At 50.4% G+C, this 17,087-nt stretch carries 13 protein-coding genes; 2 read left to right on the forward strand and 11 right to left on the reverse strand.

All coding sequences use genetic code 11. The annotated features are described in order from the left end of the window. Positions 1-56: 56 nt before the first annotated feature. The 3 genes from EV294_RS12150 to EV294_RS12160 all read right to left on the reverse strand — a co-directional run bounded on the left by EV294_RS12150 (position 57) and on the right by EV294_RS12160 (position 3,848). Positions 57-1,703 carry a GTP-binding protein gene (locus EV294_RS12150; RefSeq protein WP_132307086.1) on the reverse strand — a complete coding sequence of 549 codons (1,647 nt, stop codon included), beginning with the start codon at positions 1,701-1,703 and terminating at the stop codon, positions 57-59. A gap of 1 nt (position 1,704) precedes the next feature. After that, positions 1,705-2,628, reverse strand: a complete 924-nt coding sequence (cysD, locus tag EV294_RS12155; protein ID WP_243711635.1) for a sulfate adenylyltransferase subunit CysD — start codon at positions 2,626-2,628, stop codon at positions 1,705-1,707. 353 nt (positions 2,629-2,981) lie between these two features. Further along, on the reverse strand, positions 2,982-3,848 hold the full coding sequence (locus EV294_RS12160) for an alpha/beta fold hydrolase (RefSeq protein ID WP_165930657.1): 867 nt from the start codon (positions 3,846-3,848) through the stop codon (positions 2,982-2,984). A 272-nt stretch (positions 3,849-4,120) separates the two neighbouring features. Between EV294_RS12160 and EV294_RS12165 the strand changes: the two genes are divergently transcribed. Beyond that, positions 4,121-4,699, forward strand: coding sequence for a TetR/AcrR family transcriptional regulator (locus EV294_RS12165; RefSeq protein WP_132307090.1), 579 nt, complete (start codon positions 4,121-4,123; stop codon positions 4,697-4,699). Between the two features lie 58 nt (positions 4,700-4,757). On the opposite strand, the gene EV294_RS12170 is transcribed toward EV294_RS12165, so the two are convergent. Continuing rightward, entirely contained in the window at positions 4,758-5,549 is a 792-nt protein-coding gene (locus EV294_RS12170; RefSeq protein WP_132307092.1) for a GNAT family N-acetyltransferase, read from the reverse strand. Positions 5,550-5,824: 275 nt separating this feature from the next. Beyond that, on the reverse strand, positions 5,825-7,282 hold the full coding sequence (locus EV294_RS12175) for an alpha-L-fucosidase (RefSeq protein WP_132307094.1): 1,458 nt from the start codon (positions 7,280-7,282) through the stop codon (positions 5,825-5,827). 123 nt (positions 7,283-7,405) lie between these two features. Between EV294_RS12175 and EV294_RS12180 the strand changes: the two genes are divergently transcribed. Continuing rightward, entirely contained in the window at positions 7,406-8,344 is a 939-nt protein-coding gene (locus tag EV294_RS12180) for a helix-turn-helix transcriptional regulator (RefSeq protein ID WP_132307096.1), read from the forward strand. Positions 8,345-8,417: 73 nt separating this feature from the next. On the opposite strand, the gene EV294_RS12185 is transcribed toward EV294_RS12180, so the two are convergent. The 6 genes from EV294_RS12185 to EV294_RS12210 all read right to left on the reverse strand — a co-directional run bounded on the left by EV294_RS12185 (position 8,418) and on the right by EV294_RS12210 (position 17,039). Continuing rightward, a complete protein-coding gene (locus EV294_RS12185) occupies positions 8,418-9,896 on the reverse strand; it encodes an Lsa family ABC-F type ribosomal protection protein (protein ID WP_132307098.1) in 1,479 nt (492 codons plus the stop codon). Between the two features lie 687 nt (positions 9,897-10,583). After that, positions 10,584-12,581, reverse strand: coding sequence for a YjhG/YagF family D-xylonate dehydratase (locus tag EV294_RS12190; RefSeq protein ID WP_132307100.1), 1,998 nt, complete (start codon positions 12,579-12,581; stop codon positions 10,584-10,586). Positions 12,582-12,604: 23 nt separating this feature from the next. Beyond that, positions 12,605-14,065, reverse strand: a complete 1,461-nt coding sequence (gene gucD, locus EV294_RS12195; protein WP_132307102.1) for an alpha-ketoglutaric semialdehyde dehydrogenase GucD — start codon at positions 14,063-14,065, stop codon at positions 12,605-12,607. A gap of 16 nt (positions 14,066-14,081) precedes the next feature. Beyond that, positions 14,082-14,990, reverse strand: coding sequence for a fumarylacetoacetate hydrolase family protein (locus EV294_RS12200; RefSeq protein ID WP_132307104.1), 909 nt, complete (start codon positions 14,988-14,990; stop codon positions 14,082-14,084). Positions 14,991-15,088: 98 nt separating this feature from the next. Next, the gene (locus EV294_RS12205; RefSeq protein WP_132307106.1) at positions 15,089-15,844 is read right to left on the reverse strand and encodes an IclR family transcriptional regulator; all 756 of its coding nucleotides are present in this window, start codon (positions 15,842-15,844) and stop codon (positions 15,089-15,091) included. Between the two features lie 370 nt (positions 15,845-16,214). Next, positions 16,215-17,039, reverse strand: coding sequence for a sugar phosphate isomerase/epimerase family protein (locus EV294_RS12210; protein ID WP_132307108.1), 825 nt, complete (start codon positions 17,037-17,039; stop codon positions 16,215-16,217). Positions 17,040-17,087 lie beyond the last annotated feature (48 nt).

The following is a 17,087-nucleotide window of genomic DNA, read 5'->3' on the forward strand; positions in this document are numbered from 1 at the left end:
TCAAAAAATAAAGAGCTACAAGAAAGTTTCCTTTCTTATAGCTCAAATTGATGAAACTATACTTGAATGAGAGCCTTCACAACACGTTTTACAATATCGCTAGCCGCTTCTTCGATTGAAGAGTGTGCGGCAACCTCGATTGGCAAAAGGGCTTGACCGATTATGTCTTGCGCAATGGCTTGGTCATTGTCATTCTTGGAACTGAACGGTACCAATGCAACAAGTCCCGCATCGTTTAGCAATGCGGCGTAAGCTGCGATTTGCTGCACGGATTCTCCTGAGCCGTTATCGATCAGCATCGTATGATAACCTCTGGCTACCAACCGTTTCTCGATTTCCTTTGCAAGAGCCGAATTATCCAGAACGGAGCCCGTAAGCCAAATCGTTAACGGCTGCTGACCTTTTTGCTGGGCACGAACATCTCTGGTGATTTCCGTATCGATCCGGACGGCAGTGTCAGAGGTTTGAAGAGCTTCGTCAATAACGCCGCAAGCGGAGGTCATATTCGTTACGCGATCGATGAGAATAAACCCGCCGATGCTTTTATTTTTTTCAAACGAGTCAAAAACAATACCATCCGATAATGAAAATTCGCATTTAGCCAATTCATTCTTAACCACATGATCGGCCGAAACCGTATTTCCAGTATTAATATCGATTTTGTAATTGATTGCTGTCACCGTACAAGGAAGGACCTTCGTGCCGACCTTCACCAAATAATTTCTCCCCGGCGTCAGGACCGAATCATCCATCCAAAGAATCGTAGCGCTAAAGCTGTCCGCCTCTTGGAGCTTATTGTCCTTCGTAAACACGCAGCCGCGCGACACGTCGACTTCCCGATCCAATTGAATCGTGACAGGCTGCCCGGCATGAGCCGAATTCCTGTCTTGGTCCGTTACTAAGATTCGTTTAACCTTCGCCTTCTCATGGCTAGGCAGGGTTATCAGTTCATCGCCAACCGCGATGCTGCCGGCCTCAATCTGGCCTTGGAAGCCGCGGAAGGTGTGGTCCGGCCGGCATACCCGCTGAATGGGCATCATAAACGGCTTTGCCTCGTCGCTTGTATGAACATCAACACTCTCCAAATACGGCAGCAAAGCAAGCCCCTTGTACCAAGGCGTATTCGGCGATTTCTTCGTTATGTTATCCCCTTCCGTTGCGGAAACAGGGATTACCTGGATGCTCTCAAACCGGAATTCAGTCGTGATGCGGGAGAACTCCTCTTTGATTTCATCAAATTTCTCCGGGTCAAAACCCACCAAATCCATTTTGTTTACCGCCAGAACCAGATGCTTAATCCCCATGAGGGCGCAAATCCGGGTATGGCGCTTCGTTTGAGTAATAATCCCTTTGGTTGCGTCCACCAGTATAACGGCAAGATCGGCAAAGGATGCGCCTACGGCCATGTTGCGCGTATATTCTTCATGCCCCGGCGTATCCGCTACAATGAACGAACGGTGATCCGTCGTAAAGTACCGGTAAGCCACATCAATCGTAATCCCCTGCTCGCGTTCCGCAAGCAGCCCGTCAAGAAGCAAGGAGTAGTCGATTTTGCCGCCGCGGCTGCCCAGCCTGCTGTCCAGCTCAAGCGCTCTCTCCTGGTCGGCGAACAAGAGCTTAGCCTCATAAAGCATATGTCCAATCAAGGTGGATTTGCCGTCATCCACGCTTCCGCAAGTAATAAATTTAAGCAGACTCTTCATCTTAGAAATAGCCCTCCCGTTTACGTCTCTCCATGCTTCCCGCTTCTTCCTGGTCGATTACCCTTGTTGTCCGTTCGGAGGATACCGCACCAAGCGTTTCTTCGATGATCGCATCCAGCGTATCGGCCTCTGACGGAGCGCCGCCAGTGAGCGGATAGCAGCCTAAAGTGCGGAACCGCATCTTTGCCATTTCAATCTTCTCGCCGGGCTCGAGCTTCATACGCTCATCATCCACCATAATCATCTGCCCGTCACGGTTGACGACAGGCCGTTCTTTCGCGAAGTAGAGTGGCACGATATCAATATTCTCCCTGCGAATGTATTGCCAGATATCCTTTTCCGTCCAGTTGGAAATCGGGAATACGCGAATGCTTTCGCCCTTATTGATTCTGGTGTTGAACAGCTTCCACATTTCCGGCCGCTGATTTTTCGGATCCCAGGCATGATTCTTATTGCGGAAGGAGAAAATCCGCTCCTTCGCGCGCGACTTTTCCTCATCGCGTCTTCCGCCGCCAAAAGCAGCCGTAAATCCGTATTTGTCCAACCCTTGCTTTAGGGCTTGGGTTTTCATAATATCCGTATAGGCGGAACCATGATCGAATGGGTTGATCCCTTGCTCAATCCCTTCCTGATTGGAGTGAACAAGCATCTTTATTCCGAATTCTTTCGCCTTGCGGTCGCGGAATTCAATCATCTCTTTGAACTTCCATGTCGTATCGATATGAAGGAAAGGAAACGGCGGCTTCTCCGGATAAAATGCTTTCAGCGCCAAATGCAGCATCACGGAGCTGTCCTTACCGATCGAGTACAGCATGACGGGATTTTCACATTCCGCCGCTACTTCCCGAATAATATAAATCGCTTCAGCCTCGAGTTGATCCAGATGTGTCGTTGCATCTATGGAATCAAGCATCAAATTGTCCATGAAAAAGTGCCTCCCTTTAATCCTTACTAAATCTATAGGCTATATTCTATATCGTATCAGATTTTCACTTTGTTGCAAAGTGGAATAAAGTATTTTTCTTTAATTTTTTGGCGCATTGGTTTTAGGTAAGGAGAATAAGCAATCGCACGTCATTAAGGAAGTATAATTCCATTTTAGGAATAAGTGGGGTGTGGCACAACAATCACGCAGGAAGTTCACGACGGGTTCATATCGGTATTGGAGGCTCAATAACAAGCGAAAAAGGACGGCACGAGTAATCACCTCGATGGCGTCCTTTTTCTTCATTATGGCTTCATAAAACCTCTTCCCAAACCGTGACACACAGCAGAATATCAAGCACTTCGAACGTGACGGACAAAATCACTCACGACTTTCACGAATTCCTCCGGGCTTTCAACATGGCTCATGTGGCCACCCGCTTCAAAGGTATGCAGCTGCGAATTGGGCATTTTATCGTCCATCTCCGCGGCCCATCGCGGGCCGCAGTTGAAATCATGTTCGCCGACCAAGATAAGAGTCGGTACGTCAATCGCATCTAAAACCTCCCTTGCATCCCACGTATGCGGATTACGAGGAACAAGGTAAAAATCCAAATTGTCTCTCCACTCCTCGAACTCCTTGGGCAGATTCCAATAATTTCCGAAAAATGCGGGTAACAACCGCCCCAACAGTTCTAGGAACGACTCTTTGTCCTGTGCTGCTCCCGCTCCTAAGTCCATCCATGCCTGACACGCAGCCTGAGCTTCCGGACGATCCGGCCAACGCTCCGCATAGAGCTTGATTTGCCGAGTCTGCTCCATTCCAAGCTCCGGCACCATGCATGGTGCACTGCTATGGAGAATGAGTCCTCCGAGCTCATTGGGATAATCTAAAGCATATTGAATTCCCGCAAAGCCTCCATGCGAATGACCCAAGAAGCAGGGCTTCTCAGCCCCGATGTGCTCAGCTATCTTATGCGCGAAATAGGCGTACCGCGGCATGCTGTAATCCCCGTCCTGCAACAATCCCGAATCTCCCGTTCCTATAGGCTCGATATAAACAACTGTCATCGTTTGTTCAAGCAGCGGCATGCGCATGTAATTCCAGTTGAAGCCGGGACCGCCTGGATGGACCAGACAAACCGGCCCTTTGCCGGCGATGTGAAAGCTTTGCACTACTCCGTCAATCGAAATTTTATAGTGTCTCAGTGTCGTCGTCATAGCGTAGCTCTCCATTCTTAAATAGCGTACTTACGGCATCCTCTTTCACGCCGACTTTACCTGCGCGTAATGAGATCGATCATTCTCATAATAAGAACTCCTTCAATGTTTTGTCAACGAATCTATACCAATCTTCATATTTCATATTTTTTTCCTGTCAGTACTTTCAAGCTTAAACAACTGTATAAGAGACAATGACTTGAGATTTATTCATGATCATATTTTACCGATTGTTCTCAATGTGATAAAATCGCAATGAAGAGGTGAAAACGATGACAAGAAATAAAGAGTTCGATGAAAACGAAGTGCTTCTAAAGGCAATGCATTTATTTTGGGAAAAGGGTTATGAAAAGACCTCGCTTCAGGACCTTGTTACGCATATGGGAATACATCGCAGAAGCATGTATGCCACCTTTGGCGATAAACATAGCCTCTTTGTAAAGACGCTGGAACTATACGAGAAACAAAAGATAGCAACTATTCAAGCAGAAGTAGCAAGAGGTCGTTCGGCGAAACAAACCATACGTTTCCTCTTTGATTATCTGATTGAGGTGAATGACGGTCGGCCGTTAGGCTGCTTATTTGTAAATTCTGTGACCGAACTGGCTTTGAGGGATCCGGAAGTACGCGAAATAACAAACGAAGGTTTTTATAACTCGGAGAAAGTTCTGGTTGAGCTCATACAAAAAGGTCAGGAGTCGGGCGAGATTCCGATTGATAAGGATGCAAAAATACTTGCAGCTAGTTTGCAGACAACGCTGATCGGATTAAGAGTATTAGTTCGAACCTATGCGGATAAAAAGAAGCTGCATCAAATAGCCGATGCTTCCATATCGATGCTTGACGCTTGAAAAATGCTCGAAAATGATCGTTGGCACAGCTTCGGAACCGCAGTTAAATCGGAGCTTTCTACATGTTTTGTGATACGAATAAATTTATCGTCAGCTCTTCCTCAAATCCATGTTTGCGGTAAATGGTCTGTCCCATCGAACTAGCCTGTAAAACGGCCAACGTTGCCCCCGCGGCCTGCATGTCGTGCAAAGCTTGACCTACGATCGCGCCGCCGATACCTCTTGCACGGAATTCCTTTAATGTCGCAACCATGTATAGGCCTGTCACTTCACCCGTGCGGAACGTCATAGCCGTTCCTGCGGGTTCATCATCCGAATAGGCCAGATAATACTGCATTCGTCCCTCCGGATCAAGTGCAAATGCTTGGGTAAAGCGTTTGGCCAATTCGTCCGGCAGGCTGTATTCTGCCACGAACACCCGCTTGAACCTCTCAAATTCTTCATCGCTTTGAACGATTACGATTTTTAATCCCGAACCATTAGCTTGGTTAATTGCTTTCTCTTTAAGATTAACCGCCATGCCGGACATGGTACCGCCAAATAGGAATCCGTTAGCTTTCAGCGTTTCGTTAACGACTTCGTCCTGCGTATGGGAATAGGTATGCCAGACGCAAGTTGCGCCACGTTCCCGATAGGAATCGATAATGGTTTGCATCTGCCTGATTGCATTGAGCTTATCGTAATCATGCGCATTATAATGAAACACGCGATTAAAAATCGTTAACGGTAATGCAGATTCCATTCTTGCGCAGTTATCGTCACGAGAAAAAGTCGTGTAGGGACTGTTGCCGCTCAAGCGTTCAAACGTTTGGATCATGTTTTCCAAGATGGCTTCCTTTTTATTTATCATCTTCCCTTTCCCTCCTTAAGCCAAAACGTTGGACATAGTAAGGTATGTGGAATGCCGCGGCGGAGCGCTATCCCACTCTCCTCTTTGTTGTCGATTTTTCACCTGCGCAGGAATGAGATCGATCATTCTCATAATAGGAGCTATTTCTACGTTCTGTCAACGGGTCTGCAATTAAAGGCGGCATAGACGAAAAGAAACCACATGGAGTTGTTACACCCGCATGTGGCACATGTATATTTTGCGTAATCACACTGAAGATAATTTAGATTGCAGCCTCAGTCAACATGAATTCGGAAGACTACGGGATACGGGCTGCGCACCTCTCTCGTTCGGATAACCAACGCCTCTTCGGTCCTTTCCCATACCGGCTTCTCCTCAAACCCTAACGCATCGATTTCGCGGATGAGGCCGTGAAAAAGGTGCGCCCGCTCCTTCAACGTTTTGATCTTCACGATCCCATCATCCGGATAAGAGAGAACATGCGCATACAAAACGCTCCCCTTCATCGTGAACCGGATGTCTTCGCCGGTGAACAGCTTGGCCTTTCCGTCCGTGAACTGTCCTTCCTCCACTACCGTAGGCCCTTCGCCGAACGTTCGCCAGAATGTCGTGCCGTAGATCGCCTCACCATTCGTCTTCAGCCAGCCGCCGATATCGAGAAGAATGCGCCGGTCGCCTTCCGGAATCGTACCGTCGGCTTTGGGGCCAACATTGAGCAGCAGGTTGCCGTTCTTGCTCACGACATCGACGAGATCCTGAATAATCTCTACCGAAGATTTGTAATCCATTCCCTCGACATGGCACCAAGAGTTTCGCGCCGCAGCGGTGTCGGTCTGCCAATAGAACGGCTGCAGATCGGCGAACTGGCCTCGTTCGATATCAAGTACCGCGGAGCCGAACTTGAAAGCATCGTGCTTGTAATTGATAATGCCTTGATATCCCCATTCGGCTGCGCGATTGTAATAGTACGCGGCGAATTTCTTGAGATAAGGCTTAAAGGCTGCCGTATGAATCCACCAATCGAAATAAAAGATTCTAGGCTTGTAACGGTCGACCAGCTCGCAGCACCTCAGCAGCCAATCCTCCAAATATTCCTTGCTCGGCGGGGAACCGAACAAATCCTGATGATCCGGTTCCGGCATCGAAGGCCAGTAGAAATCGCCGCATGCAAGCGGTTCGCGGATATCCGACTCGAAGGCTTTGCCATGCGACATGAAGAACCAATGCTCTGCCCGGTGAGACGACACGGAAAACACTAACCCCCGTGCCTCAAATGCCGATTTGAGTTCGGCCAGCACATCTCGCTCCGGTCCCATCTCGAATGCGTTGAATCTGGACACCTCGCTCTTGTACATCTGAAAGCCGTCATGATGTTCTGCAACCGGCATCACGTAGCGTGCTCCCGCTTGCTCGAACAATTCGGCCCACTCGTCCGCATGAAACTTCTCCGCCTTGAACATCGGGATAAAATCCTTGTAGCCGAATGTTTGATGGTCGCCGTACGTCGCGCGGTGATGATCAAATTCCCGCGTGCCTTGGATGTACATATTACGCGGGTACCACTCATTGGCGAAAGCCGGTACGGCGTAAACGCCCCAGTGGATGAAAATGCCGAATTTCGCGTCCTTGTACCATTCGGGAACACGGAAACCGCTGAGCGAATCCCAGTCGTCGCTGAAGCTTCCCGATGCGACCTCCTCGTCAATCCGTTTTAAATATTCATTTCTATCCATCCTTACACTCCTTCCGCGTGTGCTATAATCCAATCATAGCGAGCCGTTATAGCTCGGGATACGGGTAAATGCGACGTCCATTAGGACAAAGATGTCGCAATAGCGCAGCTAGGAGGACAGCGGATGGGGCATCCGATGATTCAATTAGATAATCTGGATCTTAAGATTATGCTTGGGAAGCTTGTGTTGAACGTACTCTATATAAAATCCGGGTTCTTCTACCATTCCATGCCCGAACATCGTCACAGCAACGGCAGTTATGAGCTCCATTACATTCCGTCCGGCCACGGAAGCCTGGTTGCGGAAGGAAGAGAATTCCCGCTTTCGCCCGGCAGCTTGTACATGACCGGACCGGGTGTCAAGCACGAGCAGATTACGGATCCGTCAGACCCGATGTTCGAGTATTGCATTTTCTTCGAGGCGCTCCCGAGCGGCCGCCATCACCATGAACGGTTGCACGGAAGAAGCGGAGACGATTCCGAGGATGTCTGCGAAATCGCGCGATTATTCTTGAACACGCCATTCTGGATTGGACAGGATAACCAGCAATTGCAGCTTGTCTTCGAGAAGCTGGCTTGGGAAATAAACGCCCGCGCGATAGGTTACCGGCGCTGCATAACGATTCTACTAGAGCAGACGGTCTTCGGACTGGTTCGGAATTATACGAACAATCGGCCAACGCTGCAGACTGAACCCTTGAAGACGTTGGACGATAAACGAATGGTGTTGATCGAGAACAACCTCTTGTACAACTATAAGCATATCACGATAAAAACGCTTGCCGGTCAGCTCGGCCTTAGCATCAGGCAGACCGAACGTGCGGTTCGCAAGCAATACGGAATGTCCCTGCGGGATAAGCTGCAAGAAGCCCGGCTGCAGGAAGCAGCTCGCTTGCTTGATGCAACCTTGCTCACGATTGGGGCAATAGCCGAACAAGTGGGATACCATACTCCCGAGTCGTTTACTTCGCATTTTAAAAAATGGCACGGAGTTACACCAAGCGCTTATCGGGCACGGCTGGCAAGAACAAATCCCGTCTCTCCGGCAGAGGAAAATCGTTGAAAGAAAGACAGCTGCCGATCGCTTGTCGGCAGCTGTCTTGTTGTTTCAAGGTATGCAACTCTCCATTGTATAACTATAAAGTTACCGTTTTCGTTGCAACTTCCTCTTGAAACGTCCGGTCATGCTCAACAAATACCATGGTTGGCTGAAAGCTTTTAATAAGCTCTTCAATTTGCATTCGCGAATAAACATCAATAAAGTTTAGCGGTTCATCCCAAATATATAAATGAGCTTTCTCGCATAAACTTTTAGCGATAAGCAGCTTTTTCTTTTGCCCGCCAGAATAGTGGGATATATCTTTTTCGAACTGGACACGGTCAAAATCCATCTTTCGGAGAATGGATTTAAATTTCGGCTCATCAATCTGATGTTCTTCAATAAAATCAGACAGCGTCCCCTTTAAATGAGAGGTATCTTGCTGCACGTAAGAAATGACAAGACCGGTACCAAGGTTCAACGTACCTGTATGCCGGATTGGCATCCCTTGCATTAATTTTAGAATACTGCTTTTTCCGCTGCCATTCTTTCCTTCCAGCACGACTCGGTCTCCCGCTTCAACCTTAAAACTTATTGGTTTATTCACGAATTCACCATCATACCTAACGGACACGTCCGTTAACTGAAGGAGTTCCTTGGATTTGTATTCCAACGGCTCTAATTGCAAAGACTCCGTTTTTTCCACGTTTTTAAGCAGCGTTGACTTTTCTTCAATGGCTTTATTTTGCCTGGTCTCCAGGTTTTTTGCGCGCTTCATCATTTTTGCGGCTTTATGTCCTACAAACCCCTTATCCAATTTAGAACCCGAATTCGTTGTGCCATTTTTAGTGGCTTCCACTTGATTCGACCAATTAGCGGAACGTTTCGAAGATTGTTGCAGCCTTCCAATATCCTTCTGCAAACGCTCATTCGTTTTTTCCTCATGCTCCTGCTGCCTGTCAAAATTCAGCTTCCAAGAGGAATAATTACCGCTTTGAACTTCTATATTCGCTCTGTTTATGGACAAGATATGGTCGACGCAGCCATCCAAAAAGTTCCTGTCATGCGAAATTAATATGAACCCTTTTTTGCTTTTTAAATATTTGGAAACCATCTTTCGAGCGTGGGTATCCAAATGATTGGTCGGCTCGTCAATCAATAAAAATTGCCCTTCGTTCAAGAAAAGCGCAGCCAGCAAAACCTTCGTTTGTTCCCCATTGGATAACGTTTCGAATGGCCTGTACATCACTTCGGCATCAACATCCAAATATGATATCTCCCGAAGAAACTCCCAATCCTCGGCTTGCGGACATATCTCTTCCAATATTTCATAGGTGAGCCTGCTTTTATCCTTAACCGGAAACGGAAAATAATTGAATTCCACCGAAGAGACAATATGACCGCTATATTCATATTTCCCTAATAACAGATTGAAAAAGGTTGTTTTGCCTCGACCGTTGCGGCCGATAAAACCAAGCTTCCAATCCGTGTCTATTTGAAAGCTAACCTCTTCAAAAATAGGATCAAAGCTGCTGGGATATGAAAATGTCAGGTTCTGTACATGAATCATTGACATGGTAAGTTCCTCCTTTTTATAAACACGTTGCTTCTTTATAAAAAGTCGGCGCATATCCGTCTATTCTCATTTGCTCCGTATAAGTTTGATGGATACGATCCGACCTATACGGAGTAAATCATGCGTGACAACCGTGTCTGTACTCATATTCAACCTCCTTTGTTTCTTGCGTAAAAATAAAGAGCCGCAAGAAAGTTACCTTTCTTGCAGCTCAAATTAACGAAAACAAAATCCGCCCCGTTTCACGGGATCGATCCTATCATTTGAGTGAAAAGAAGTAAGTCGCCTTCTTGCTTAACTAGAATAAAACAACTGAAGTTATGTTTTATTATTCGTTTCATAGCAAGAAACATTACATTATCCTTTTCAACTCCCCTTGATTGTTAGACACAATTCTAGCATACCAAGTTTCGCAGTTCAACTCGGCGGCATACAGGCATTATGATAATGCTCTCTTATAATCCTGTGTCGAGTCGATTGGATTCGGAAGATAACCCTTCCGATTACCGGCCCGTTATAAGGAGTGTCCGCTGACGGTAACTTCCGTTACGGAAACGGACTTAACCATAGTACTTGGCCGGCGGAATCAACGATATGAAATTTCCCGCCCCCTATTCTTCCATTCTTCGTAAATCGAAGCCCCAGGCGATGAAGCGACTCTTGGTAAAATCCCGGGTTCCATTCGCGTCAATCTGCAGGCGGAGCCGTTTTATTCCCGGTAAGCGCATTCATACCTGCCGACAGAACCTCCAGGATTCGGTCCACGTCATATACGCAGCCCTTCCAGGTGCCTCCGCTTACAGCCTGAAGCGCAGCCCACAACCGGGTATCGTCCGGCAGCGCAGGATCTTCAGCCAATTCGGGATGCTGCGGCCTGGAGGCCAGTATCAGGGTTCCTGCCTGTTCGTTCTCCGGCGCGTCGCCGCAGCCGACCATATGGATGGTGCCGTCCAACCGGCGCGTATCGATCCGGATGTCGATCCAGTCTCCGGTGCGCAGCCGGCCTACCGGTCCTCCGGCCAAAGCCTCCGGTCCGATATGACCGATACAGGCACCGGTGGATACACCGGAGAATCTGGCATCGGTCAGCAGGGTTACCTGCTTGCCGTAAGGCAGATGCTTCAGCGCCGAAGTAAGCTGATAGGTTTCTTCCATGCCCGTACCGGACGGCCCGCGGCCGATCAGCACCAACACGTCGCCAGCCACGATCCCGCCCATCTTGATGGCACGAATGGCCGAGCGCTCGGTCGTAAACACTTTGGCTCTCCCGACATGCCGGAAAATACCGTTCTCGCCGATAACGGAAGGGTCAATGGCCGTCGATTTGATGACCGCCCCTTCCGGTGCCAGATTGCCGGTCGGGAACGTCACCGTTGAGGTAAGTCCCGCCTTTTTGGCTAGCTCGGGGCTGTATATGACACTGTCCGGATCGATCCCATCCTGCTCCAGCAAATAGCTGCGCATCCGACGGCGGCGCTCCGAGCCTTCCCACCAATCAAGCACCTCGCCTAGCGTTGATCCCGTCACGGTCAGTACCCGATCATCAATGACGCCGAGCCGCCTCAGATGCAGCATGACTTCCGGAACGCCGCCTGCCAGAAACACGCGGACGGTCGGATGGGGGATCGGCCCGTTAGGCAAGACGCTAACAAGCCGCGGAACGCTGCGGTTGATCGCGGTCCAGTCGTTTGCGTCCGGAACCGACAAGCCCGCGGCATGCGCGATTGCCGGGATATGGAGCAGCAGATTGGTGGAGCCGCCGAATGCGGCGTGGACGGCCATCGCGTTCCGGATAGAGGCATCGGTCAGTATATGGGCCGACGCGATGCCCTGCTCCGCCATGGCAGCCGCGGCGCGCGCGGATTGGCGCGCCATCTCTTCCCAGACGGGTTGGCCGGAAGGAGCGAGCGCCGCATGGGGTACCGTCAAGCCCAGCGCCTCGGCCACGACCTGCGCCGTTCCCGCGGTGCCAAGGAATTGGCAGCCACCTCCCGGCGTAGCACAAGCGCGGCAGCCGAGGTCCGCCGCTTCCTCCAGGCTGAGCTCCCCATGGGCATACCTGGCGCCGATTGTCTGAATCTTGCCCGCATCCTCACCGGATGTCGGCGGCAGCGTTACGCCGCCGGGCACGATAATAACGGGGAGATCGCGCATGCTGGCTAGCGCCTGCATCATGGCCGGCAGCCCCTTGTCGCAGGTGGCCACCCCCATAACGGCGGAACGGGTAGGCAGCGAACGCACCAGCCTCCGAATCACAATCGCCGCATCGTTACGGTAAGGCAGCGAGTCAAACATCCCCGTTGTCCCCTGGCTGCGCCCGTCGCAAGGATCGCTGACATAGCCCGCGAACGGGATGTGACCCGCACGGGTCAGCTCGTCGGCAGCTGCCTTCATAAGCATCCCGATTTCCCAATGCCCGGTATGATAGCCCAGCGCTGCGGGACTTCCATCCTCGTTCCGGATGCCGCCCATCGTCCCCATGATCAGCACCTGCTTCCCGCCGAGCTGGCTGGGGCTCCAGCCCATACCGACATTTTGCGTCAGCCCGAAGAGATCTCCGCTTGGCGCATGAAGCAAAAGGTCGGGCGTCAGCGGGAGCTTGCCCGCCGGCCCAGGCGCATGTGTCTTGATGGAGAAGAAGGCGCCTTCATCCCCGCCTAATACGGTTCGTAACTGCTCATTCATCCCGAATTGCCCCTCTCAAAGGCCTATGGCTTAATGAATACGGTCTTGATGGAGGTGAAGAATTCAATCGCGGCCTGCCCCTGCTCCCGCGAATGCGAACTGGACTGCTTCATCCCGCCGAACGGAGCCTGAAGCTCCACGCCTGCCGTTTCGGCATTGACCCGGACCAGACCGGCCTCCATATCCTGAACGAACGTCAATATATTGCCGATATTGCGTGTATAAATAGAAGCGCTGAGACCGAAATCGGTATTGTTGGCGACACGAATCGCTTCGTCCAAGCTTTCCACCCGAATGAGCGACAACACGGGACCGAAGATCTCTTCCCTAGCTATGGCCATATCCGGCTTCACGTCGTCGAATACGGCGGGAGTCACATAGAAGCCGTCCGCAAGCTCGGGCTGGCTCGGCCGTTCGCCTCCTACCAGAAGTCTCGCCCCTTCCTCTTTACCCTTGCCGATATAGGACATGACCGTTTCGAACTGACTCTCATTCGCGCATGGGCCGAGCCAGATGCCTTCCTGAAGTCCGTCGCCGACCCGGAGCTCCGCTACTTTGGCCACTAACTTCTCCCTGAAAGCTTCATAAACATCGCTTACGACGATAACTCGGCTGGTCGCCGTGCACTTCTGGCCCGTAGAGCGCAGCCCTCCGCTGATCGTGGCTTCTACGGCCAGCTCCAGGTCGGCATCAGCCGCCACGATGACCGGATTCTTCCCACCCATCTCAAGCTGGTATTTCGCCCCGCGCGCGAGCGCAGCCTGCCCGACCCGCTTGCCGACCTCGTTGGAGCCGGTAAACGTCACGCCGTGAACGCCGTTGTGCGACGCAATGCCGCTGCCGACAACGCTGCCGCTGCCGACAATCATGTTCACCACTCCTGCCGGGAACCCTGCATCATGGAAGCATTGCATAACAAGAGAAGCCGTGACAGCGGTTTCGGTAGCCGGTTTCCATATGACCGTGTTGCCGTAAATCAACGCGGGAGCCATTTTCCAGACGGGAATGGCAACCGGAAAGTTCCAAGGCGAGATGACGCCAACAACGCCAAGCGGAACGCGTGTCGTAAACATGAGCGCCTCGGCATCGGTGGAAGGGATAACGTCCCCGATCTTGCGCATGCCTTCGCCTGCGTAATAGCGCAGAATCGCGGCGCCGCGCAACGTCTCGCCCTTAGCTTCCGGCAGCGTCTTTCCCATCTCCCGCGTCATCATTCTTCCGATCTCTTCCTGCCTAGCCTCGAGCAGGTCCGCCGCCTTGAACAGCAGGGCTCCCCGCTGAGCGCCGGTCAGCTTTCGCCAGAAAGCCCGTGCCCCTTCAGCGGCGGCTACGGCATTATCCAGATCGGCCGCATTAGAATCGGGTACTTGGCCGACCACTTCCCGTTTTTTTGCCGGATTGATGCTCGGTATCTGCTTGCCCGACAGCGGGGACGTCCACGCTCCGTTAATATAATTGTCAATTATTCTGGTTACTTCACTCATGTACACTCGTCCTCTCCTACTTGGTCTGATAAAACTGCTGCGTCAGCTCATGCTTATAGACAGCCGTATTGGCCAGGATGCCGATACCTTCGATTTCGATCTCAATCCGGTCGCCCGAATCGAGTGTAAACTGATTAGGCGGTACCAGGCAGGTGCCGGTAAGCAGTACCGTTCCGTCGTAGAGCTCGTTATCCCGTTTCAGGAACGATACCAATTCCTCCAGCCGGCGCTTCAGCAGACTCGTACTTGCCTGCTCGTCGACCAGTTTTTCACCGTTACGGTAAATTCGGCATATGATCTGCAACGCATAGGGATCCGCAACGGTTTCGGCCAGACGGACGGTCGGCCCAATCGAGCAGGAACGGCTCCATACCTTGGCCTGCGGCAAGTACAACGGATTCTCTCCCTCAATGTCCCGACAGCTCATGTCGTTGCCGGCCGTATAACCGATGATGTTCCCTTCGCGGTCCAGCACGAGACCCAGTTCGGCTTCAGGGACTTGCCAATTCGAGTCGCTGCGGAGACATACCTGCTGCTTCGGTCCAACGGTGCGTGCAAGGGTCGATTTCAGGAACAGCTCCGGCCGCTCTGCGTCATACACCTTGTCGTAGAACGTAGTGGCATCCAGCTTTCCCCCTGTCGCCTCATAATTCCGCGCTTCCTTGCTTCGCAAATAAGTAACGCCAGCCGCCCATACTTCCGGCGCTTCGATCGGCGTCAGCAGTTCGAGCTCATCCAGCGAGAAAGCGATAGGCGCCTTCCCGGCGATCAAACCGGATATATGCTCGGAAGGATAAAGTCCTTTAGCTCTCGCCTCGGCCACCAACTCCATCAGGTTCGATGCTTCCAATTGATAGACGGACCCTTCCTCCGTCAAAGCGCCTAATCGCGAAAACGATGATTCCAGGTAACGAACGATACGCATACGTTCAACTCCATTTTAGTTTTATATTATAAAACTAAGTTCTCATATTTCGACAATAAATTGTACATGCCGAATGGCATGTACGTGAGAACTCAGTCTTACAATCGGCCAAGTCCCCTTGAAATGTTGTCCGCCGTCCGCGCAACCAGCTCGGAGAACGCAGCGAACTCCTCGTCGTTTACAGTGGACACCATGGTGGAGATGCTAACGGCGGCGGATACTTGACCGCTGTGGTCGTACACCGGCGCGGCCGTGCAGCGCACCCCCGGTTCATTCTCCTCACGGTCGTATCCAACTCCCTTTGCCCTCACGCGCTCAAGCTCGGCACGCAAATCGGCTTCGTTCGTAATGGTATGGGGCGTCTGAACGTGGTAATGATAAGCTGCAAGGATACGATTGAGTTCCGAAGCAGGCATAAAGGCGGCAAGTACTTTGCCGACCGCACTGCTGTGCAGCGGGACGCGCTTGCCGATTCGGGAATATCGGATGGCCGCTTTCGCGCCTTCGACCTTATCGATATATACGCCTTCCGAGCCGTCCAATACGACTAGATGCGCCGTTTGCCCCGTCTCTTGCGACAGCTGCTGCAGATGGGGACGCGCAATCTCCCGGATGTCGAAGCCCTGAAGCAGCAGTTGTCCCTTTTCGAGCAGGCGGATGCCCAAGCGATATTTGCCCGACTCTGCGTCCTGCTCGATATACCGGTGCATTTGAAGCGTCTTGAGCAGCGAATGAACGGTGCTCTTGTGAAGCTGCATCCGGGCGCTGATCTCGGTGATTTTCAGCTCTCTGTTCCGCTCGTCGAACAGGTCCAGGATGGACAATGCCCGATCGAGCGATTGTATAATCGGCATGTGTTCGGTCTTCCTTCAAGTTTTATATTATAGAACGCTATTCTATAGTATCAATTTTACCTATTTTTTCTTCCTTTTGTCTACTATTTTGTTTGCCGGTTTCGCCATTCAGATGATTTTTCAAATTTGAGATTTTCTGCAACAGCTTTAGTTTACTCACTCCATTCCCCCGCACCTTATGCGACCTCACTAGAGCTGCCATCCCTTGTTTTCCAATTTATTCAATTAATTGATGTTGCCTGTCAGATTATAGATCTTTCACCTTAGCGATTATAGAGCTTTATTGAAAGTGATTGAAGTCATTTAAATCTAAACCTATCATGAAAGAAATAAAAAAACCGGTCTCAACAAACCGGCTGCCCGTGCATTATTAAGCCCAGGGTATATTCTGTTCTGCTAATAATAGTTTGATCGCTCTTGAAGCAACTATGAATAATTCCGGCTTGCTAAGCCCTTCCAGTCTCCCAGCGGCCTGCAGATGTGGTTCCAGCGACATATATCCGCAATATCCTTTTTGCTTCAATACTTGTAAAAGCTGCTTCAATTGTCCGTCTCCTTCACCGGATGGAACAACTGAACCTGTCTCCATGACAGCGTCTTTAATATGAATATAGGAGATATATTCATCCAACAAGGGATAAGCTTCAGATACTGGACTCACCTTACATTGCACGAAATTTGCCGGATCAAAGGCAGCGCGTAAATAAGGCGATGATATGGCTTGTAACAAATCCCGGCACCGTTCGCCGTTGTCCCCATAAATATGGCTTTCATTTTCGTGTAGTAAAACGATACCTGCTCTCTCCGCCAATTGCACAAGACTTTGCATGCGCGAGAGAACTTCCGAACGGTAGCGATCATGTTCACCGTCAGGAATATAAAAAGAAAAAATACGGACATATGAAACCTGAAAAAACGATGCAAGCCATATTGCCTTCCTGGCCTCTTCGAAATGCAGATCAAAATTGTCGGTTATTTTAATTTTACCTAGTGGAGAGCCTATGGAAGATACCTGAAATCCCCTGTCCTCTAATATTCCTTTTACTTTTACGGCTTCATCATCAGTGAGCTGTAATACATTTTTCCCCCAAACGCTTCTCAGCTCTAGATGATGGATTTGTTCCGATTCGAGGACATCCAGCTGAATATCCAATTCCGATGAGATTTCATCAGCAAAGCCGGTTAATGTAATCATAACGATCTCCCTTTGCATGTAATCTATATATGCTGATGCTGTATAGGA

Source organism: Paenibacillus sp. BK033, from assembly GCF_004345425.1.
In the GTDB taxonomy this organism is placed as follows: Bacteria; Bacillota; Bacilli; order Paenibacillales; family Paenibacillaceae; genus Pristimantibacillus.

Bases quoted from the DNA above. Each gene is read 5' to 3' on its own strand.
- EV294_RS12150 (WP_132307086.1), bottom strand. From the start codon at position 1,703: ATGAAGAGTCTGCTTAAATTTATTACTTGCGGAAGCGTGGATGACGGC.
- cysD (WP_243711635.1), bottom strand. From the start codon at position 2,628: ATGGACAATTTGATGCTTGATTCCATAGATGCAACGACACATCTGGAT.
- EV294_RS12160 (WP_165930657.1), bottom strand. From the start codon at position 3,848: ATGACGACGACACTGAGACACTATAAAATTTCGATTGACGGAGTAGTG.
- EV294_RS12165 (WP_132307090.1), top strand. From the start codon at position 4,121: ATGACAAGAAATAAAGAGTTCGATGAAAACGAAGTGCTTCTAAAGGCA.
- EV294_RS12170 (WP_132307092.1), bottom strand. From the start codon at position 5,549: ATGATAAATAAAAAGGAAGCCATCTTGGAAAACATGATCCAAACGTTT.
- EV294_RS12175 (WP_132307094.1), bottom strand. From the start codon at position 7,282: ATGGATAGAAATGAATATTTAAAACGGATTGACGAGGAGGTCGCATCG.
- EV294_RS12180 (WP_132307096.1), top strand. From the start codon at position 7,406: ATGGGGCATCCGATGATTCAATTAGATAATCTGGATCTTAAGATTATG.
- EV294_RS12185 (WP_132307098.1), bottom strand. From the start codon at position 9,896: ATGTCAATGATTCATGTACAGAACCTGACATTTTCATATCCCAGCAGC.
- EV294_RS12190 (WP_132307100.1), bottom strand. From the start codon at position 12,581: ATGAATGAGCAGTTACGAACCGTATTAGGCGGGGATGAAGGCGCCTTC.
- gucD (WP_132307102.1), bottom strand. From the start codon at position 14,065: ATGAGTGAAGTAACCAGAATAATTGACAATTATATTAACGGAGCGTGG.
- EV294_RS12200 (WP_132307104.1), bottom strand. From the start codon at position 14,990: ATGCGTATCGTTCGTTACCTGGAATCATCGTTTTCGCGATTAGGCGCT.
- EV294_RS12205 (WP_132307106.1), bottom strand. From the start codon at position 15,844: ATGCCGATTATACAATCGCTCGATCGGGCATTGTCCATCCTGGACCTG.
- EV294_RS12210 (WP_132307108.1), bottom strand. From the start codon at position 17,039: ATGATTACATTAACCGGCTTTGCTGATGAAATCTCATCGGAATTGGAT.